We start from the raw sequence: 22,021 nt of genomic DNA, 5'->3' as shown, positions 1-22,021 counted from the left end.
TTACGGTTCGTAGCTTACAACATTCAACTAGTACACTTTCAAATAATTATGCCTTTAAATGTGTATCTTTGCATCGATTAATTAATCGACTACACATTTATGAAGACGGAATTTACCTATTCTTACGTAATTGATTTGCAGCAAGGTGATTTGTTAAATAGCTGTATCTCAAAACGTACAACACGTCTTAATCACTACTCAAAATATTCAATTTCTAAACTTAATTTTTCAAGTTATGATTAGATTGGGTTTATTTTCTATTAGCATTTGGGTCTTATTGATTCAATCAACTTTTGCTCAAACGCCAACCACTCCTCCAGCTGGCACCAGCTCAACTACGAATCCATTAACTTCATTTTCTTATGCATTAACAGGTGGACAAACGTTCTCCTACACCAATTCTTCCTGGCCTGTATTCAATACCAATTGCTATGCATTTTCGATTAATGACACATTATTCAATGTCATCAATGGATTCAACCCAACACCATCAGGTGGAACATGCTCTGGTATGACGAATGTCGTTTATAATTCGGGTAGTTCAAATTTAGCCGCAGGAAGCATTGTTTATACAGGGACAACAAGCTATCGATACCAAAATTTAAGTAGTGCATTTGTTATCAATAATTCGATTCCAGTTCGGATTACAATAACATTTTCGGCTCCTGTAACCTATTATCCAAACAACACATTTATTGTTCCTGTAACTGGAAATTTCAGTTATCATGTCATTTTTGAGTCATTTTCACCAACTGATGCACAATACATAAGTGGAGCTGGAAACACTTGGACACCTTCAAAAACATTGTTCAATAATATGATTACCGATGTTAACAATTCAATTTGTGTGAATTTTACTCCAGGTAATTTTACTCTTAATACTGTAAATGCCAGCACTGCCCCAACTGGAATAATCTGTCAAGGAGGAAATATTCAATTAACTGGAGGCGGAACAGGAAACAACCTTGCCTTTAATTGGACAGGTCCAAACAGTTTTAGCAGTACCAATTCAAATGTGACTATAAATAATGCAAGCGCAAGTAACTCAGGGACTTACTCTTTAACTGTCACGGATGATATTGGCTGTTCAAATACCGCGCAATCGGTCATTACTGTGCAACAAGGACCAATAGCGACAGCAGGTGGAACTTCTGTGATTTGCGTAAATAGTCCCGTAACAGTAAGTGGAGCTACTTCAGTAAATGGAACCATTTCTTGGACACATAACGGAAGTGGATCATTGACAAATAGCAATACCTTAACTCCAACCTATACTCCAGCAATTTCAGATGCAGCAAACACAGTCATATTAACATTGACAACTACGAGTAATAATTCCTGTGCACCTGCAACTGCACAAGCTATTTACACAATAAATGTCCACGGAAATCCAATAGCGACTGATGGGGTAACAACAGCTATTTGTTCAACATCTAGCTATACTGTAACAACTGCAACAGCACTCTTTGGAACAATTGGCTGGACGCACAATGGAAATGGAATATTAACGAATGGAAATACAGCTTCTCCAACTTATACCCCAAGTCCACTAGATAATGGAAATACCGTTGTCCTAACATTAACAGTAACAAGCAATAATGCATGTGCACCAGGTTTGTCTCAAACTTTCCATGTAATAAATATTGTTCCATTGCCACAAGCCGTTTCTGGTGGAACTGCCACCGTTTGTCAAAATGGATCTTTAACTGTTTCTGGGGCTTCAGCAAACTTTGGAACAATTAACTGGACTCATAATGGAAGTGGTGTATTAACAAATCCAACCGCTATTAATCCAACATACACCCCTAATCCTGCAGATATTGGAAACATTGTGACTCTAACGATGACCGTTACAAGTAACAATTCTTGTGCACCAGCTACCGCGAGTGCCGATTATTTAATTACAGTTCAAGGTTTACCTACTGCAACGATTTCAGGTTCTTCAACCATTTGCTCAAGTGGAACAGCTACAGTATCTGGAGCTTCTGTATCAAATGGTAATTTTTCTTGGACTCATAATGGAAACGGAAGTTTATCGAATCTCACGACTTTAACTCCTACTTATACTCCAAGCGTTCTTGATGCTGGAAACATCGTTTTATTGACCTTAAACGTTTCAAGTAATAATGCTTGTGCGCCTTCAACAGTTTCGTCAACTTACACAATTAATGTCAATCATTTACCTGTAGCCATTGTTCCTGTAAGTACAACGATTTGCCAAACAACTCCATTCACCGTTAGTGGAGCATCATTTAATTATGGCACAGCCAATTGGACACATAATGGTTCTGGAACAATAACCAATGGAACTACAAATAGTCCAACATACACTGCAAGCCCTGCTGATGCTGGAAACTCAGTAACCTTGATTCTAAATGTAACTAGTAATAATGCCTGTGCTCCACTTATTGGAAGCAACCAATTTATTTTAAATGTACAACATGCTCCAGTTGCACTAGCAGGTGGAAGCACTACCGTTTGTGTTACATCTACAGCCCCAATAACTGGTGCTACTGCTACGTATGGAACGATTAACTGGACACATAATGGCGGTGGAACAATTACTAATCCAACTACTTTAGGTCCTGTTTACAATCCTGTTGGCTCAGATATTGGGAATCCGATTACCTTAACTCTTACCGTAACAAGTGTGAATAGCTGTGCACCGCAGACGGCCACAGCAACATATACTGTAAACATTGACCCATTACCATTAGCTGTTGCTGGCGGATCGGATGCAATTTGTTCAAATGTTGGAGGATTCGTTTCAGGTGCAACTGCAAATCATGGAACGATTAACTGGACGGGGAATGGAAATGGAACAATCTCTGATGGAACAACGACAACTCCCTATTACACCCCAACGTCAAGCGAAATAGGCGATATCATTACTTTGACAATGACTGTCTCTAGTAATAACACCTGTATTCCTGCAAGTAGTTCAGCGACTTTTGATTTCATTATTGATGGTCCACCAATGGTATTAATTACTGATGACAAAGACACACTTTGTCCAGATGCAACTAAATTAATCCAAGGCGTAACCACTCAATTTGGAACAGTACTTTGGACACATAATGGTACTGGGACACTTATCAATGAAACTACCAATTCACCTAGCTACACTGCTGGGCCTGGAGATAACGGAAATACGGTTGTATTAACATTAACTGTTACAAGCACGAATTCTTGCACTCCTCAAGCTTTAACATCAACTATTGAAATTTTTGTAAAAGCAAGTGCAAACATTCCCAATATTAACATTACAAGTATTAATGATGTGAAGTGTAATGGCCAAAGTACAGGTCGTATACTTATTAATGTTACAGGAGGAGCTACACCTTACACTTATACTTGGAATCCTGGAAATATTCACACACAAAATTTAATTAATATCCCTGAAGGTACTTATTATGTAGATATCGTCGATCATCATGGTTGTTTTGCTTCCGACACATTTCAAATTGATGAACCTCCATTAATGACTTTATCGACAACGATTGTTCCTGTTGACTGCTCTGGAACTATACCTGGCAGTATGGATGTTTCAGCTTCAGGAGGAGTAAATCCTTACACCTATTATTGGCCAGATTTCAACAGCAATGCATCTTTGATTTCAAGTATTCCTTCTGGTGATTATGCCATTTCAGTTACTGATTCAAATGGGTGTATTATCAATGAAGTAATCGTATTAGGAACAGCTGGAATATTAACGGTTGAAGCCAATCCAGATTCTGTTAGTGTGAATATTGGAACTGAAATCCCATTCTCAGTAACTGGAGCCACAAATTACAGCTGGTCACCAGATCAATTTTTAAGCTGTGACAATTGTTCTAATCCGATTTGCACACCTTCATCTTCTACTGTTTACATTGTTACAGGTTCAAATCCAAATGGATGTATTGGAAATGATACCGTGATTGTTCACGTTTATGTAGATTGTCACAACTTATCTTTACCTAACGTATTTTCTCCAAACAATAGTGGTCCAGAAGCGAATAACACTTTTGGATTACTTGGAACATTACCTTGTTTAGAAACATATCAATTACTCGTTTTTAATCGCTGGGGAGAACAGGTTTTTGAAACTCAATCAACAGAATTATTTTGGGATGGTACTTATAAAGGAAAACCTCAAAATACGGGCGTTTATTTTTATCGCGTTGATATGAAGTTAGTAAATGGCGAAGAGATTAAGAAATCGGGTAACATAACATTAGTCAGATAATATGAAAAAAATAGCTCTTTGCATATTACTACTTATTCAACTATTTGCTAAAAATGCAAATGCTCAAGATACGCATTTTGCACAAGCTGAATATGCCCCTATGTTATTGAATCCTGCATTATCAGGAGCATTTTCACACATGCAGGCAATTGTAAATTACCGCAACCAATGGAGCAGTATTGCTTCTCCCTATCAAACAATTGCAGCTTCTTTTGATGTGCGTTTACAACGAAAAGATGCCGACAATAACAGCTTTCTTGCTTTAGGCCTGAATTTTTTCAATGATGTTGCTGGAGATATGAAGGTTACGACGAACCAATTCAATTTGGATTTAGCTTATCATATTAAAATGGGGAAACATAGCTTATTAAGGCTGGGGATTTACGGAGGTATGAATCAACGAATGCTCAATGCGAATGCTGGTCGCTGGGCAAGTCAATTTGATGGAGACGCAATTAATTCTGGAGTTTCTAGTGGAGAAAACTTTGGTTCGTACAATCATACTTTCATGGATGCAGGTGCTGGAATTGTTTATTCATTTCGCAAAATGCGTTATTCCGTAAATCACAATGTGAACAACAATATTAACTGCGGACTTGCTGCATATCATGTAAATCAACCATCCTCTTCGTTTATTTCACTTGCGCAAGATAAATTAGCCATGAGAATATCCGGATTCATCAATACGTCATTCAATATTCCAAAAACCCGATTAGCAATTCAACCAGCAATATATCTGCAATTACAATCCAAATACTCTGAAATCATGTTTGGAACGTATTTGCGATTCAATATTCGTGAGGCATCTCATTACACTGGATCAATTAAACCGGTAGCAATCGCATTGGGGATTTTTAGCCGATACAAGGATGCATTTGTTGCCAAAGGTTACTTTCAATACAACCAACTTTCACTGGGATTGGGCTATGATTTTAACTTGTCTCGCTTAACTCCTGTTTCTAAATCGCGGGGTGGATTTGAAATTTTCTTGCGATTCAATTTAGATGACCGCTTGAATAACCCGACTCTTTGGTAAGAAACAAGGTTCAAATTGTTCAATGTTTAAACTTTTTGAACATTAAATCTATTCCTTCAAATTAAGGAAGGTACTATAAAATAATAGCTTCGTGTTCCTTGTGGTTAAAGAATCTGAAGGTTTACCACGAAGTACACGAAGAAAATATGCAAATCTTATTCTGAGTACAATAAACAAAAAAGGGCATCTTTCGACACCCTTATTATTCAATTATAGTTTGTTTTATCCTAAGAACGGGTACTTATAGTCCGTTGGGGGAACAAATGTTTCTTTAATTGTGCGAGCTGAAACCCAACGCAACAAGTTCATAGATGCTCCAGCTTTATCGTTTGTCCCGGAACCTCTAGCTCCACCAAATGGTTGTTGACCTACAACAGCTCCCGTTGGTTTATCATTGATATAGAAATTTCCCGCTGAATTCTCCAAAGCTTTTGTAGCTACTTGAATTGCATAACGATCATTCGAAATAATCGAACCAGTCAATGCGTATTCAGAAGTTTCGTCCAACAATTTCAACGTTTCTTCGAATTGATTTTCAGGATAAACATAGATTGTTAATACTGGACCAAAAATTTCTTCAGACAAAGTTCTAAATTTCGGATTTGTTGTAACGATAACTGTTGCATCAATAAAGTATCCTGTTGATTTATCGTATGAACCTCCTACAATAATTTCAGCATCTGATTGTCCTTTTGCATAATCAATAAATCCAGCAATTTTATCAAAAGCACGTTCATCAATTACGGCATTCATAAAGTTGGAAGAATCTTCTGGTGAACCCATTTTGAAGGATTTCACTTGATTAACCAAAATATCTTTGACATCTCCCCAAATATTTGAAGGAACGTATGCACGTGAAGCAGCTGAACATTTTTGTCCTTGGAATTCGAATGCTCCTCGAGACAATGCTGTTGCAACTTCTGCTGCATTTGCACTTTTATGAACCATTACGAAATCTTTTCCTCCCGTTTCACCAACGATACGAGGATACGTTCTATAATTCTCAATATTATTTCCGATTTCTTTCCACAAATGACGGAAAACCCCTGTAGATCCAGTAAAATGTAATCCAGCCAAATGTTTGTTTTTAAAGATTACATCTCCAGCAACAGAACCTTCAACAGAAATCATATTAATTACTCCATCCGGAACTCCTGCAGCTCTAAATACTTCCATAATAACTTGAGCGGAGTACATTTGAGATTCAGCAGGTTTCCAAACAATTACATTCCCCATCATTGCTGGAGCAGCGCATAAGTTTGCCGCAATTGACGTGAAATTAAATGGTGTAACAGCGAAAACAAACCCTTCTAAAGGACGGTATTCCAATCGATTCCACATTCCTGGCAAAGATTCAGGTTGTTCTTTGTAAATCTGAGTCAAATACTGAACATTGAAACGGAAAAAATCAATTAACTCACATGCTGCATCAATTTCAGCTTGCATTACATTTTTTGATTGAGCAAGCATAGTAGCAGCATTCATTCTATTTCTGAAAGGTCCAGCCAACAAATCAGCTGCTTTCAAAAAGATTGCCGCACGTTGTTCCCAAGGCAAATTTGCCCATTGGTCACGAGCATTTAACGCAGCTTCAATTGCTTTGTTCACATGCGATGCATCGCCATAATTAAAATGCCCAAGCACCTTTTTATGATCATGTGGCGGAGACATTGGTTTCTTATTATTGGTTTTAACCAACTCAGATCCGATATACATTGGAATCTCAATTGGATCTTGGTTCAATAATTTTTTATATTCAGAAATCAATGCTGTATGTTCAGCACTTCCGGGAACATAAGCCTTCACTGGTTCATTAATTGCTTTTGGAACCGTAAATAACGCGTTTGACATAGTATACATTTTTGCTACACAAATGTACACATTATGCATTGAGTTCTATCATTTCATTCGTGTCATATTCTTGAACTTCCAACCCGAAATCAAAAGATTGTTCTTATGTTTGGTAAAATGTTTTTCCTACACACTATGAAGACACAATTACTCAATCTCATTTTCCTTTTATTCACCATTTCTTTTTCATACTCCCAAAGTAATGATTCCAAAAATCAATGGAGTAAATTAACAAATGGAAGTGAAACCGAAAGAATTGAAGCAGCAAAACAACTGAGTCTTTACTATCAATCTGAATCAATAGACACATTAAGAATTGTTGGTGAAACAATCTTCTTTTATGGAATTGATAATCATTACCAACCCGCAATTGAATTTGGAAAAATCACATTGGCCGAATTTTACGTCATGAATGGTCGTATTAACGATGGAATTGTAATGGCAAAAGCAACACTTTCTAACTTACAAGAACGTGGAGATCTGGGACTTTTAAGTAATGTTAGCCGCATCATTTCTTCTGGTTATCGGAAATTGGAAGATGGAAATTCGGCGATGCTTTGGGCAAAAAAAGCCATTGAATACAACAAAGGGAATAAAGAATCAATTGACAAAACAGAAGGAATGATTTCCTTGGCCGAAGCTTTTTTGCTTCAAAAGAAAGAATCAAAAGCCATTGAAACCTATCAAGACTACATTTCAATAGCCACAAAATCTAAAAATTTCAGAGGATTAAGCTCAGCTTACTCCCGTTTGGGAGATATCTATCGCATTTCAGGAAAATTGGATCTTTCTGAAAGTTATTTCAAAAAGTCATTCCAAATGGCTAAAAAGACCAACTTAACTTCCCCTAAAGCACATGCTTTAAATAATTTAGCAATCATTTATTTTGAAAAAGGAGACACCTTGAATGCCCGATTAAGTTTTGAAAAGGCTTTAACTTTACGAGAAGCTGTGAACGATCTCAAATCAATTTCTGAAAGTTATTATAACTTAGGTGATTATCATTTTTACATTGAACAATATTCAAAAGCACTTTTTTGGTATAAAAAATCTGCTGAAATAGCTCGTCGAAATCACCTTTTGAAGGAAGAAAAAGATGCCTTACTAGCGAGTGCTAACGTTTACAAAAAACAGTCTGAATCTGTTCAAGAGATACTATGTCTTGAAAAAGTGATTGCTCTTGGAAATGATATCAAGCTGACACAAAATGCTGATGCAGAAGATTTGACAAACCTGCAACATGAAATTTGGAAAACTGATTTTGAGCAAACGAAAACAAAAGAAATTCAGAAAGAAAATTCACTAAAATTTTACATTTTATTGATTATTTCGTGTTCACTTGCTATCGCTTTAATATTGGTATTGGTGAAATTGAAAAAGATGAAAAAATCAACTAATTAAGCTTACCTGGAAAACTTAATTGAAAAACAGGAATATCCACTTTGAAGAGCTGATCGGTATCCAAATTTTTAAAGGTGTAAAATCCGTGCATGGAACCTAATTCAGATTTCAATTCACAACCGCTTGTATATTGATACAATTCGCCTGATTCTAGAATAGGCTGCTGACCAACAACACCTTCTCCACTTACATGAATTACGGGGTTTAGGGAATCAAAGATGAACCAATCGCGGTGAAGCAATTGAACCTTAAATTGATTTTGATTTTCAATATCAATTCTGTAGCTAAAGAAATAGCTCGAATCAGTTGTTTGTGAAACATCTGCACGAAACTGAGTCGAAACTCGAATTAAAACTCCCTCCGTAAGTGCTGTTATCTGAGCCATATTTTTTGGACTTGTGACGAAGAAAGTTAGTAACTAAAATTAAGGTAGGCAAATTTTTCACAATTTTTATCGAACTTTCTATTGAATATGGATTAATTACACTGCGGTTGTTAAATACTGAATAATCACTGAAATTCGTTGGATTTCCACGAAATAAACAGCCATAAAGCCGAATAAAATTCTATTTTTGTATTCAAAAAAAATCAGAAATGACTCCGAAATTTCATCCTTTAGTTGTTCAAGATATAAGAAAAGAAACGATTGATACTGTTTCAATTGCTTTCGATATCCCATCAGAACTGGCGAATGATTACCAATTTATATCTGGTCAATACATTACCATTCGAAAAATAATTGACGGTGAAGAACTAAGACGATCATATTCCATTTGTGCTACACCACAAGATGGTGAGTTACGAGTAGCCGTGAAACGCGTTGAAGATGGAAAATTTTCCTCTTGGGCTACTTCTGATTTAAAAATTGGAGAAGTTCTGGATGTAATGACTCCAAGTGGTCATTTTCAAGTAACTCCTGAAATTAGTGCAACGAAGAATTATGCACTTTTTGCAGCTGGAAGTGGAATTACACCAATTATTTCGATTGCTAAAACAATCTTGGCTAACGAGCCGATGAGCACCGTAACTCTTATTTATGGTAATAAAGGTTTTGCAAGCATTATTTTTAGAGAAGAATTAGAAGGATTAAAAAATAAATACATCAATCGCTTTCAACTCGTTCATGTTTTGAGTAGAGAAAGTTTAGGAAATCCTTTACAAAAAGGGCGTATTGACCAAGAAAAGGTAGAATTAATTGGTCGAACACTACTTCGTGGAGAAACAATTGATGCCGTATATTCATGTGGGCCAGAAGAAATGATTCATGCCGTGAAAAATGCGATGATGCAATCAGGAGTTGCTGAAAACAAGATTCATTTCGAATTATTTGGAACAAAAACTGCTGGATCTCAAGCAAAAGTAGTGATTCCAACGGATCAAAATGTTCTAGCGAAAGTAACCATCATTTTAGATGGAGATCGCATAGAAGTTGACTTAAATACAGCTGGAACATCTATTTTAGAAGCAGGCTATCAAGCTGGCGCAGACTTACCTTATGCATGTAAAGGTGGTGTTTGCTGTACTTGTAAAGCTAAAATATTGGAAGGAAATGCAGTGATGGATGTCAATTATGCACTTGAAAAAGATGAAGTTGAAGCAGGATACATTTTAACTTGCCAAGCGCACCCTACTTCAGAGAAATTAACAGTATCATTTGACGATTAATTATGGGTTTATTTTCAAAATTCAAAAAAGATTCTGGTTCGAAAAAATCGCGTTCTGGAATAGTTACAGTTGCAAATAACGAGCGTATTACTGCTGTAGGAAGTCGTATTCACTTTGAAATCCCTTCAGATTTGAAAGATCAATTTGTTCATGAGCCAGGACAATATGTAAATGTTCATCTGACTTTGAACGGAACAAAACATTCACGTTCGTATTCCATTTGTAGCGGACCAAACGAGAAAAATTTGGCTGTTGCTGTAAAGGCAATTGACAAAGGGCTTGTTTCAAATTATTTGGTAAATGAATTAAAAGCTGGCGAGGAAATTGAGCTAGATTTTCCCTTAGGTAATTTCAAATTGGATCCAAAAGCACCAAACATTGTCTGTTTTGCAGCAGGAAGTGGAATTACTCCATTTATGTCTTTTGCCAAATCATTAGGCGCGAATCAAAAAATGCGTTTGATTTACGGAAATTCAAAAATGGAAACAGCATTTTTCATAGATGAAATCAAAGCCTTTCCAAATGTTACTACCACCTTTTTCTTCAGTCAAGAAAAAAATGAAGGACATCAAGAAGGAAGATTAGACAAACATACTATTAGCGAATTAATCAAATCTGAATTATCCCTTCTGAGAGCCGATGGTTTTTACATCTGTGGTCCTGAAGAAATGATTATGGGAATTCAAGAGGTTCTAAATGTCTTTGGAATTGCTAAAGAAAAAATTCACTTCGAATTATTTACGACACCAGTCTTGATGAAACAGGAAGAAACTACCGTTGTCGGTAATTTTACAGGTATTTCTCAAGTAAGTGCCATTTTGGATGGAGAAGTAAAAAGAATAGAACTCGCTACCAATGGAAAAAGTATTTTGGATGCTCTAGACCAATCAGGTATGGATGTTCCATTCTCATGTAAAGGCGGTGTTTGCTGTACATGTAAGGCGAAAATAATAGAAGGAAGTGCACAAATGACTATCAACTATGCCTTAACCGATGAAGAAGTAAAAGAAGGATATATTTTAACTTGTCAATCACATCCAACGAGTGAAGTCTTAAAATTAGATTTCGATGTCTAAAACTGTTTTAGTTATCGGTGCTAGCAGAGGAATTGGTAAAGAATTGGTTCATCAATTTGCTGCTAAAGATTTGGAGACATTTGGCTTTGCACGAAATTTACAAAATGGTTCCGACAATAAGGTGCATTCTATTCATTTGGACCTTTTAAGCCCGACAATCAAATCTGATTTCGAAAAGGCAATTTCAGAGATTGATCAGATCGATTACCTGATCCACAATGCTGGTTTTATTGCCGTAAAACCTTTTTTAGAATTGACTAGGGAAGATATTCACAATTGCTATCAAGTGAATGTATTATCTGTTATGGAAATCACGCAAATTTGTATTCCAAAAATGAAATCAGGTAGTCATATCGTTATGATTTCATCGATTGGAGGTTTTCAGGGAAGTTCTAAATTCCCAGGTTTAGCGGCATATTCCACTTCAAAAGCGGCTTTGGTTTCATTGACAGAATTATTGGCGGAAGAATTTAAAAATTCTGGAATTTCAATCAATTGTTTGTGTTTAGGAGCTGTTCAAACAGAAATGATGGAAGAAGCTTTCCCAGGTTACAAAGCACCTCACCAACCAGCTGAAATTGCTGAATTCATAGTTGATTTCACAATGAATAATGGTAAATACTTTCATGGAAAAATCATTCCAGTTAGTGTTTCCAATCCTTAAGGTCTGATGCAATTAGCCTTAGCGCCTTTGCAGACATATACCGATTATCACTTTCGAAATGCACATCAGCAAGTTTATTCGAATGTCGATAAATTCTATGCTCCCTATTTAAAACTGAACAATGATGGCACTATCAAGAATAATCCGAAAATAGATATTCTTGTCAAGAATAATCCTTTTCAAAAAATTGTTCCTCAACTAATGGCTTGCAATAAAGATGATTTCTTTGTGATGGCCGATTATATAGAATCATTGGGATACACCGAAGTTAATTGGAATATGGGATGTCCATATCCAATGGTCACAAATAAGAACCTAGGGGCAGGAATATTAAATAAACCCGACGAAATTTTAAGGCTTTTGGATAGTATTCTTCCAAAAACAAAACTCGGAATTGGAATTAAAATGAGAATGGGTTTGGAAAGCACACAAGAAATTATTGAATTCCTTCCTGCGTTGAATAATTATCCTTTGACCGAAATTATTATACATGCTCGTAATGCGAAACAACTATACAATGGAACTTGTGATCACGAGCGATTTCTAGAATGTATCTCACTAACCGACCATTCACTTACTTATAATGGTGACATTCAATCCAAAGAAGACTTTGAGTTTCTTCAAAAGAAATTTTCAGGTATTAATAACTGGATGATTGGAAGAGGAGCGATGATAAACCCTTGTATTTTTGACGAGATAAAAACAGGTATCTTTGACTCTAGTGAAGTTTACCGAAACAAACTACTAAAATTCTCGGGCTTACTGACTGAAAGCTTATTGGAATGTAATCCAGACCGCGGATACGCATTAAGTAAAATGAAATCTTACTGGGAATACCTTTCTGAAGGTCTTTCTGATGGAAAACAACTTTATCGCAAGTTGAAGAAAGCAAAACTCATTGAAGATTTCAATGAGTTTATCATTGAGATGGTTTAATCAAAAGAAATTTCCTGACCTGATTTAAGATAAGTTACAAAATCTGCATCTGAAACATAGTCTTTAATAGCCAATTTTTCTACAAGTCCTTTTCCAAGTTTACGTTCATCATGGGTTGACAAAAATAATTCAGCTCCACATCTCTCGTAGAGAGTCTTCGCACTCTTTATACCCAAATTAACAGTTCCTCCAAGCCAAAATGGCAAATGATACAAAGTTGTCGTACTAATCAATATATCAGCTTTAGGCAGTTGTTTTGTTTTCGCTCCATGAGGAGCAAATAGAATAGTCCCATCCTTCAATTCAAACAAATAAGCACTGTGTACCAAATCTAAAAATTGACTTGGTTTATACTCTGTAACTACAATTGGAGAATCTTCTAATCCAATTAAAGAGTTAAAATGGTTCCATTTTCCAATTTTTTTCAAGATACTTCTTTTGGCAATAACGGGGATAGAAGAATCAAATTGCAAGAGTGTTTCTTTATTACAATGATCCGTAAATGGGTTAGAAATAAAGAGAAAATCTATCTGAGTCAGGCTTGAGACAGAAGGCTGGGGTGTTTGATGAAACTGTTCACTAAACAAACGATGACCATCAATTTGAGAAGGTGTAAACCAAGGATCGACAATTATTTTAAGTCCATTCAATTCCCACAACCAAGAACAATCATCATTTAATTTTCGAAATTTCATTCTTTAAAATTAGTCAAAATTTGATGAGAATAAATCGTTCAAAAAGTTCTTTATAATCATTTTCTTTAAAAGGTATAAACACAAAAAGCCATTCCTTTATGGGAAATTGCCTTTATAAAAGTGACATTGTTCGGACAGTTATCAGGGTCTCTCTCATCAATTAGGCCACTGACAGTTCCTTATGATCAAGAACGAGGTACAACATTCCTTCCCAAAAAAAGGTCACAAAAAAACCCTTACAGAAAACTGTAAGGGTTTATAAAAGTGGCATCGTCCCGATAGCTATCGGGATACTCTCCCAACTTCAAAAATATGGACAAAAAAAAGCCGCTCCTTTTGGGAACGGCTTTATAAAAGTGGCATCGACTTACTCTCCCACCCTCAAAAGGGCAGTACCATCAGCGCTAACGGGCTTAACTTCTCTGTTCGGAATGGGAAGAGGTGGACCTCGTTGCTATAGACACCTAAAATCGTGGAATGATGAGTTATGAATGTTGAATTATGAGAAGTTAATCTCTGCATTCTTGATTCATCATTCTTAATTTCTTAAGATCTTGACGAATTGGCGATTGAAGTAATAAGAAAAAGAGGTATTATAAGTCTACGGGTAATTAGTACTACTCGGCTTTGACATTACTGTCTTTACACCTGTAGCCTATCAACGTGGTCGTCTTCCACGACCCTTAAAAGAAATCTCATCTTGAGGTGAGTTTCGTGCTTAGATGCTTTCAGCGCTTATCTCATCCGAACATAGCTACCCTGCGATGCAGCTGGCGCCACAACAGGTACACCAGAGGTTCGTCCACCCCGGTCCTCTCGTACTAGAGGCAGGTCCTCTCAAATTTCTAACGCCCACAACAGATAGAGACCGAACTGTCTCACGACGTTCTGAACCCAGCTCGCGTGCCACTTTAATGGGCGAACAGCCCAACCCTTGGGACCTTCTCCAGCCCCAGGATGTGACGAGCCGACATCGAGGTGCCAAACCACTCCGTCGATGTGAGCTCTTGGGAGTGATCAGCCTGTTATCCCCGGAGTACCTTTTATCCTTTGAGCGATGGCCCTTCCATACGGAACCACCGGATCACTATGCTCTAGTTTCCTACCTGGTCGACTTGTCGGTCTCTCAGTCAAGCACCCTTATGCCATTACACTCTACGCACGGTTACCAAGCGTGCTGAGGGTACCTTTAGGAGCCTCCGTTACTCTTTTGGAGGCGACCACCCCAGTCAAACTACCCACCACACAATGTCTTCCCCAGAGGAGAATTAGACATCAGATAATTCAAGGGTTGTATTTCAAGGACGACTAATCTACGCCTAGCGACGCAGCCTCAAAGTCTCCAACCTATCCTACACATGAATTACCCAATATCAATGTGAAGCTATAGTAAAGGTTCACGGGGTCTTTTCGTCCCGTTGCGGGTAATCGGCATCTTCACCGATACTACAATTTCACCGAGCTCATGGCTGAGACAGTACCCAGATCGTTACACCATTCGTGCAGGTCGGAACTTACCCGACAAGGAATTTCGCTACCTTAGGACCGTTATAGTTACGGCCGCCGTTTACTGGGGCTTCAATTCAATGCTTCGCCGAAACTAACATCTCCTCTTAACCTTCCAGCACCGGGCAGGTGTCAGGCCTTATACTTCATCTTTCGATTTTGCAAAGCCATGTGTTTTTGATAAACAGTCGCCTGGGCCTATTCACTGCGGCCACATTGCTGTGGCGTCTCTTCTCCCGAAGTTACGAGACCATTTTGCCTAGTTCCTTAGCCATGAATCACTCGAGCACCTTAGGATTCTCTCCTCGACTACCTGTGTCGGTTTACGGTACGAGTTGCTTTAACCTGAAGCTTAGAGGTTTTTCTTGGAAGCTTTTAGGGACACTATCCACTTGGCCGAAGCCGCGCGGTACTATCGGTCTTTGCCATTCTGAACGCATTTAACTATCCAAAATATAGCTACAACCTTCAACGCACTATTCCGTCAGTGCGCGGTCCTTTCAATACTCCGTCACCCCATCGCAGTTAAAGCAAGTACGGGAATATTAACCCGTTTGCCATCCACTACCCCCTTCGGGTTCGCGTTAGGTCCCGACTAACTCTGGGACGATTAGCGTCGCCCAGAAAACCTTAGTCTTTCGGTGTGCAGGTTTCTCGCCTGCATTATCGTTACTTATTCCTACATTTGCTTTTCTAGCCGCTCCAGCACACATCACCATGCACCTTCGACGCTGACTAGAATGCTCCCCTACCAGACGTAATAAATTACGAATCCATAGCTTCGGTAATACACTTAATGCCCGCTTATTATCCACGCACGATCGCTCGACTAGTGAGCTGTTACGCACTCTTTAAATGAATGGCTGCTTCCAAGCCAACATCCTAGCTGTCAATGCAACCGCACAACGTTAGTTCAACTTAGTGTATATTTGGGGACCTTAGCTGATGGTCTGGGTTCTTTCCCTCTCGGACATGGACCTTAGCACCCATGCCCTCACTGCTGTGTATATCATATAGCATTCGGAGTTTGTCAGGATTTGGTAGGCGGTGAAGCCCCCTAGTCCAATCAGTAGCTCTACCTCTATATGACTCTACCACAACGCTGCACCTAAATGCATTTCGGGGAGTACGAGCTATTTCCCAGTTTGATTGGCCTTTCACCCCTACCCACAGGTCATCCGGAAACTTTTCAACGTTTATCGGTTCGGTCCTCCATTCCATGTTACTGGAACTTCAACCTGCCCATGGGTAGATCACAAGGTTTCGCGTCTACCCCCACTGACTAAAGCGCCCTATTCAGACTCGCTTTCGCTTCGGCTCCGGTACTTAATACCTTAACCTTGCCAATGAGGAGTAACTCGTAGGATCATTATGCAAAAGGCACGCCGTCACCAATTAAGGCTCCGACCGCTTGTAGGCACACGGTTTCAGGGTCTATTTCACTCCCTTGTTCAGGGTTCTTTTCACCTTTCCCTCACGGTACTCGTTCGCTATCGGTCTCTCAGGAGTATTTAGCCTTACCGGATGGTTCCGGTTGATTCAGACAGGATTTCACATGTCCCGCCCTACTCAGGATACTACTAGGTAATTATACTATTTCGAGTACAGGCCTTTCACCTTCTATGGAGCGAATTTCCAAACGCTTCCTCTATAATATAATAGTCCACATCGTAGTCCTACAACCCCAGATCTGCCGAAACAAACCTGGTTTGGGCTATTTCCATTTCGCTCGCCGCTACTCCGGAAATCACTATTGTTTTCTCTTCCTACGCCTACTTAGATGTTTCAGTTCAGCGCGTTCGCCCACTTACGTGTAACTAGTCTTCAACTAGCTAGGTTTCCCCATTCAGAAATCTACGGATCAAATCTTATTTGCAAATCCCCGTAGCTTATCGCAGCTTATCACGTCTTTCTTCGCCTCTGAGAGCCAAGGCATCCCCCGTGTGCCCTTAGTAACTTATTAATATCTCTACTAATTATTCTTATTACTTCAATCAATTCCAATATGTCAAAGAACTTTATAGTTCAGAACAAAAACACTTAAGTTTTAGACCAAATGATGACTAGCATCCTAATTTTAATAAAAATCAAACCGTTGTCTGATTAAAAAGTGGAGAATATCGGAGTCGAACCGATGACCTCCTGCGTGCAAGGCAGGCGCTCTAGCCAGCTGAGCTAATCCCCCAATTGAAAAATATAGAAATATTTATTCAAAGTGGTAGTCCCGAGCGGATTTGAACCGCTGACCCCTACATTATCAGTGTAGTGCTCTAACCAACTGAGCTACGGGACTGTTTAGTCCCTCCTACTTTCTGACTCCTGTAAGGGGAGGACTTTTAATTTCAATAGATTAAGAAATGGAAACAACGTTTACGACTAAACGAGCCTCTAGAAAGGAGATGTTCCAGCCGCACCTTCCGGTACGGCTACCTTGTTACGACTTAACACCAGTTACTAGTTTTACCCTAGGCAGCTCCTTACGGTTACCGACTTCAGGCACCCCCAGCTTCCATTGTTTGACGGGCGGTGTGTACAAGGCCCGGGAACGTATTCACCGCGCCATGGCTGATGCGCGATTACTAGCGATTCCAGCTTCATAGAGTCGAGTTGCAGACTCCAATCCGAACTGAGATCGGCTTTCGAGATTCGCATCCTATCGCTAGGTAGCTGCCCTCTGTACCGACCATTGTAGCACGTGTGTGGCCCAGGACGTAAGGGCCGTGATGACTTGACGTCGTCCCCGCCTTCCTCACTACTTGCGTAGGCAGTTTCTTTAGAGTCCCCGACATGACTCGCTGGCAACTAAAGATAGGGGTTGCGCTCGTTGCGGGACTTAACCCAACACCTCACGGCACGAGCTGACGACAGCCATGCAGCACCTTGTAGACGGTCCGAAGACTATAATGTTTCCACTATATTCCCTCTACATTTAAGCCCTGGTAAGGTTCCTCGCGTATCATCGAATTAAACCACATGCTCCACCGCTTGTGCGGGCCCCCGTCAATTCCTTTGAGTTTCAACCTTGCGATCGTACTCCCCAGGTGCAATACTTATCACTTTCGCTTGGTCCCCAACCCCTAAAGGGCTGAGAACGAGTATTGATAGTTTACGGCGTGGACTACCAGGGTATCTAATCCTGTTTGCTCCCCACGCTTTCGTCCCTGAGCGTCAATCCAGACCTAGTGAGCTGCCTTCGCTATCGGTGTTCTATGACATATCTAAGCATTTCACCGCTACATGTCATATTCCGCCCACTTCGATCGAATTCAAGTCTTACAGTATCAATGGCAGTTCTACAGTTGAGCTGTAGGATTTCACCACTGACTTATAAGACCGCCTGCGGACCCTTTAAACCCAATGATTCCGGATAACGCTTGCACCCTCCGTATTACCGCGGCTGCTGGCACGGAGTTAGCCGGTGCTTATTCATTAGGTACCTTCAGCTCTCTACACGTAAAGAGGTTTATTCCCTAATAAAAGCAGTTTACAATCCATAGGACCGTCTTCCTGCACGCGGCATGGCTGGTTCAGGCTTGCGCCCATTGACCAATATTCCTCACTGCTGCCTCCCGTAGGAGTCTGGTCCGTGTCTCAGTACCAGTGTGGGGGACCACCCTCTCAGGCCCCCTACCCATCGTCGCCATGGTGAGCCGTTACCTCACCATCTAGCTAATGGGACGCATGCCCATCTTATACCGTAACCTTTAATTATCAAACCATGCGATTCAATAATACTATGGGGGATTAATCCGAATTTCTCCGGGCTATACCCCAGTATAAGGTAGGTTGCATACGCGTTACGCACCCGTGCGCCGGTCGTCAGCAATAAAGCAAGCTTTATCCTGCTACCCCTCGACTTGCATGTGTTAGGCCTGCCGCTAGCGTTCATCCTGAGCCAGGATCAAACTCTCCGTTGTAAAAAACTTTGAATTTGTTGATGTGCTCGTTTAATTTTTCTGTTTACGCTGTTTCCTTATTTCCTAATCTGTCAAAGAACTTTTTTGTCGTTACTAAGAGGGTCAACTCTTTATTAACTGTAAGACTTAATTTTATAACCGTTGTTAATTTTGTCTTTCTTTATATAAAAGCTAAGCTTTCGTTTTCAATTTTAAAAGCGAACCGTTGTTCTCTTTTTTATTTCCCTTTAGTGTTTCGGGGTTGCAAAGGTAAGCAAGTTTTTCTTTTTAACAAGTGTTTGTGAAAAATATTTTAAAGTTTTTTCTAAACTCTTATTTCATTTTAAAACCGCTCGTCTGCTGGCTTTCCGTTGTTAAGCGGGGTGCAAAGGTAATCATCTTTTTTATTCTTGCAAGCTTTTTAAAAACTTTTTTTTGATTACTTTTTTTTCCTTCTTCTCAACTCCTTTCAGGTTAACACCTGTGCTTAGCGTTCTAAGCGGGGTGCAAAAGTAATCATCTTTTTTATTCTAACAAGCTTTTCTTAAAAACTTTTTTTTGATGACCTTTTATCTTTTCAAATCCCTCCGTTTCCAAAGTGCTTATCGTTCTAAGCGGGGGCAAAGGTACCCACTTCTTTTACTTTTACAAGCTTTTTGTAAAGTTATTTTTGAAGGATTTGAAAATAAACTCATAACACACTGATAATATATTCGTTATCTGGGCGAAAAAAAATGAGAAAATATCAGTTGTTGTAGTACAAAGCCTTCAATTGCTCGATTATTGGCTGTTTAGATACGAGTAATGACTCAATAGTTGAAGTGTTTTTTAATGTATTTTGTAGTAAAGTGGGGTTTATTAAGATGAATTTCCCATCAGAAATCTTCAATTCGCCCGAATTATTTGTTTGATCAAAGACAATCATCTTCCCTTTAAGGGATTTATAGGACTCATTATATACAGTCAATATTTGCAACAAGGCATAAGATAACATGTCATCTACATTTAATTGATCACGTGTTGTATCGTCAAATTGCAAATCAGCAATCAGTTTTCCCATCCGTTTTTCCAAGATTTTCTTTTCAGACTTTGACATTAGTCGGTATATCGGACTGATTTCATTCAAATAGTAGCGATGATTTACATTAAACTTCACCCCATCATTCGATAATTTCTTCTTTAAAGCATTTCTCAACCAAATTCGAAGGGCTACAGTAACAATTAGTATCAATATCACTCCAACAACTTTCGCAGATACCAATTGCTGATAAATTAACAATGCTGGAACTACTGATAGCAGAATAGCAAATAATACAATCCAAGGAATAAACTTTCTCATTTTTATTAAATGTATGCAGATTTTATTTCTTCTGTTCTCTAAACACTTTCAATAACCAAGGTAATAGGACAATCAAAATAAGGGTTGCACCCATCATTAAGTAAAAGTTCAACATGAAGAATGAAGCTTTATCATCATATTCATCCCACAAAGATGCAAGAACCCCACTTAATTTATTCCCGATTGACGTAGAAATAAACCAAGCTCCCATCAATAATGCGGTTAATCTTGCTGGAGATAATTTGGAAACCATAGACAATCCAATAGGTGACAAACACAATTCTCCAATAGTTATAACCCCATAAGCGCCGAAGAACCACCAATAACTCGATTTTACTTCACCGTTCATTGATGCATTTGCTGCTGCAACCATTACCAAACAAGATAGACCTGTAATGAACAAACCTAGAACAAACTTAATCGGAATAGACGGTTCCAACTTTCTTAAACGCAGGAATCTGAATATCCCTACTATTAAAGGAGTCAAAACAATTACCCAAAACGGATTCACAGATTGAAAGATATTCGAATTGAAGACCACCACTTGCTCCCCTTCTTTCAACTTTGGAGTATTTTCGTAATTTTTAAAATAGCTCGGATACTGAATAGCTTCCTCTTTCCCAATCTTTCTAAAATGCTTATCGAGAACTGGACTCGGCTTCTCTGCTTTTGAATAGTTGATAGTATCTGCCAAGTACATGCTCTTCAAGCCGTTTTTCATGGAACTTGGCACATCTCTATTGGTGTAATTATTTGCCCAAGTATTCAATACAGTTCCATTCTGCTTGAAAATTGCCCAAAAAGGAATCACCGCAATACACACAACTAAAATTGCACTAACTACTCTTCGTTCATGTTTTGGAGCAGTGAATAGCACATACCCAAAAAAGAAAATTACAGGAATACACGCAAAAAGGAATGCATCCGTCACATCGTCCTTCACCAAGAAGGAATGTTCATTTGTTTCAGAAGGAACACCATTAATAAAGTATCCAATGATTGCGAAAAGGATTGCTGGAACAACCACAATTAACAAATCAATCCACCAAGCTTTTTCACCAGGAACAGCTACTTTCTTAACGTCACCTTCTGTATAATGTTTATTCCCCAAAAGAAATACAATTACACCAATGAACATTCCAACTCCAGCACCAATGAATGCGACTGAATATCCATACTTGTTAATCAAGAATGCTGAAACAATATTACAAACGAAAGCACCTATATTAATCCCCATATAGAAAATGTTGTAACCTTCATCTTTCTGGTTGATGAATTGGTCCTTATTATAGAGGTTTCCTAAAAGAGTTGAAATATTTGGTTTGAAAAGTCCATTTCCTAAAATCACCAAAACCATTCCTGAATACAACATCGTGTAGGAATGTATTCCCATCATACAATATCCGACCCCCATCAAAAGTCCACCAATTACAATTGGCACGCGGTAACCTAAAACACGATCGGCAAGAAGTCCACCAATAAACGGTGTAAAAAAGACCAAAGCAATGAACGTTCCATATAAGCTGGCCGATTCTGCTTCTGACATTTCAAAACCTTGCGTACTATCCTTTAAATAGAAGGTGAAAATTCCAATCATTAAATAATAACCAAAACGTTCCCACATTTCTGAAAGGAATAAAAAAGGGAGTGCTTGGGGGTGTTTGCGTTGTTTCATAATTCTCTTTTAACTAAAAAAGTCCCCGATTAACGGGGACTTTAAATTTATAG

At 38.7% G+C, this 22,021-nt stretch carries 12 protein-coding genes, 2 tRNA genes and 3 rRNA genes; 7 read left to right on the top strand and 10 right to left on the bottom strand.

The genetic code is table 11. From position 1 onward, the window contains the following. Window positions 1-235 precede the first annotated feature (235 nt). Together FLUTA_RS12040 and FLUTA_RS12035 are read left to right on the top strand one after the other, a co-directional pair. A complete protein-coding gene (locus tag FLUTA_RS12040) occupies window positions 236-4,228 on the top strand; it encodes a T9SS type B sorting domain-containing protein (protein ID WP_013687155.1) in 3,993 nt (1,330 codons plus the stop codon). A 1-nt stretch (window position 4,229) separates the two neighbouring features. Beyond that, window positions 4,230-5,264 (top strand): PorP/SprF family type IX secretion system membrane protein, encoded by a 1,035-nt coding sequence (locus tag FLUTA_RS12035; protein ID WP_013687154.1) that lies wholly within the window; start codon window positions 4,230-4,232, stop codon window positions 5,262-5,264. Window positions 5,265-5,486: 222 nt separating this feature from the next. Here FLUTA_RS12035 and pruA read toward each other — a convergent pair whose 3' ends face one another. Then, complete coding sequence (gene pruA, locus FLUTA_RS12030) at window positions 5,487-7,115, bottom strand: L-glutamate gamma-semialdehyde dehydrogenase (RefSeq protein ID WP_013687153.1); 1,629 nt, start codon at window positions 7,113-7,115, stop codon at window positions 5,487-5,489. Between the two features lie 135 nt (window positions 7,116-7,250). Here pruA and FLUTA_RS12025 point away from each other — a divergent pair, with 135 nt between their 5' ends. Continuing rightward, entirely contained in the window at window positions 7,251-8,516 is a 1,266-nt protein-coding gene (locus FLUTA_RS12025) for a tetratricopeptide repeat protein (RefSeq protein WP_043023796.1), read from the top strand. Here FLUTA_RS12025 and apaG read toward each other — a convergent pair. Continuing rightward, complete coding sequence (apaG, locus tag FLUTA_RS12020; protein ID WP_013687151.1) at window positions 8,509-8,901, bottom strand: Co2+/Mg2+ efflux protein ApaG; 393 nt, start codon at window positions 8,899-8,901, stop codon at window positions 8,509-8,511. The genes FLUTA_RS12025 and apaG overlap by 8 nt on opposite strands. Window positions 8,902-9,110: 209 nt before the next feature. Between apaG and paaE the strand changes: the two genes are divergently transcribed. Genes paaE through FLUTA_RS12000 form a run of 4 tightly spaced genes read left to right on the top strand, consistent with a single transcriptional unit; the run spans window position 9,111 to window position 12,857 of the window. Further along, window positions 9,111-10,181 (top strand): 1,2-phenylacetyl-CoA epoxidase subunit PaaE, encoded by a 1,071-nt coding sequence (gene paaE, locus FLUTA_RS12015; protein ID WP_013687150.1) that lies wholly within the window; start codon window positions 9,111-9,113, stop codon window positions 10,179-10,181. 2 nt (window positions 10,182-10,183) lie between these two features. Then, a complete protein-coding gene (locus FLUTA_RS12010) occupies window positions 10,184-11,257 on the top strand; it encodes a 2Fe-2S iron-sulfur cluster-binding protein (protein WP_013687149.1) in 1,074 nt (357 codons plus the stop codon). After that, window positions 11,250-11,921: an SDR family NAD(P)-dependent oxidoreductase gene (locus tag FLUTA_RS12005; RefSeq protein ID WP_013687148.1), complete on the top strand. Its 672-nt coding sequence runs from the start codon at window positions 11,250-11,252 to the stop codon at window positions 11,919-11,921. Before FLUTA_RS12010 ends, FLUTA_RS12005 begins: the two co-directional genes overlap by 8 nt. A 6-nt stretch (window positions 11,922-11,927) precedes the next feature. Next, window positions 11,928-12,857 carry a tRNA dihydrouridine synthase gene (locus FLUTA_RS12000; RefSeq protein WP_013687147.1) on the top strand — a complete coding sequence of 310 codons (930 nt, stop codon included), beginning with the start codon at window positions 11,928-11,930 and terminating at the stop codon, window positions 12,855-12,857. Here FLUTA_RS12000 and FLUTA_RS11995 read toward each other — a convergent pair. The 8 genes from FLUTA_RS11995 to FLUTA_RS11960 form a co-directional block, all read right to left on the bottom strand. Beyond that, window positions 12,854-13,552, bottom strand: coding sequence for an MBL fold metallo-hydrolase (locus FLUTA_RS11995; protein WP_013687146.1), 699 nt, complete (start codon window positions 13,550-13,552; stop codon window positions 12,854-12,856). The two genes, FLUTA_RS12000 and FLUTA_RS11995, sit on opposite strands and share 4 nt — an antisense overlap. A 354-nt stretch (window positions 13,553-13,906) precedes the next feature. Then, window positions 13,907-14,020: ribosomal RNA gene (gene rrf, locus FLUTA_RS11990) — 5S ribosomal RNA — on the bottom strand. 123 nt (window positions 14,021-14,143) lie between these two features. After that, window positions 14,144-17,021: ribosomal RNA gene (locus FLUTA_RS11985) — 23S ribosomal RNA — on the bottom strand. Between the two features lie 148 nt (window positions 17,022-17,169). Continuing rightward, window positions 17,170-17,243: transfer RNA gene (locus FLUTA_RS11980), tRNA-Ala, on the bottom strand. 31 nt (window positions 17,244-17,274) lie between these two features. Beyond that, a tRNA-Ile gene (locus FLUTA_RS11975) sits at window positions 17,275-17,351 on the bottom strand. 99 nt (window positions 17,352-17,450) lie between these two features. Beyond that, window positions 17,451-18,975 (bottom strand): 16S ribosomal RNA (locus FLUTA_RS11970). Together the 16S, 23S and 5S rRNA genes with 2 tRNA genes alongside form the textbook arrangement of a ribosomal RNA operon. A gap of 724 nt (window positions 18,976-19,699) precedes the next feature. After that, the gene (locus FLUTA_RS11965; protein WP_013687145.1) at window positions 19,700-20,293 is read right to left on the bottom strand and encodes a hypothetical protein; all 594 of its coding nucleotides are present in this window, start codon (window positions 20,291-20,293) and stop codon (window positions 19,700-19,702) included. Window positions 20,294-20,315: 22 nt separating this feature from the next. Further along, complete coding sequence (locus FLUTA_RS11960; protein WP_013687144.1) at window positions 20,316-21,968, bottom strand: peptide MFS transporter; 1,653 nt, start codon at window positions 21,966-21,968, stop codon at window positions 20,316-20,318. Window positions 21,969-22,021: the final 53 nt, after the last annotated feature.

Source organism: Fluviicola taffensis DSM 16823, assembly GCF_000194605.1.
GTDB classification, from domain to species: Bacteria; Bacteroidota; Bacteroidia; order Flavobacteriales_D; family Crocinitomicaceae; genus Fluviicola; species Fluviicola taffensis.
This window is presented reverse-complemented; position numbering and strand designations above follow the sequence as displayed.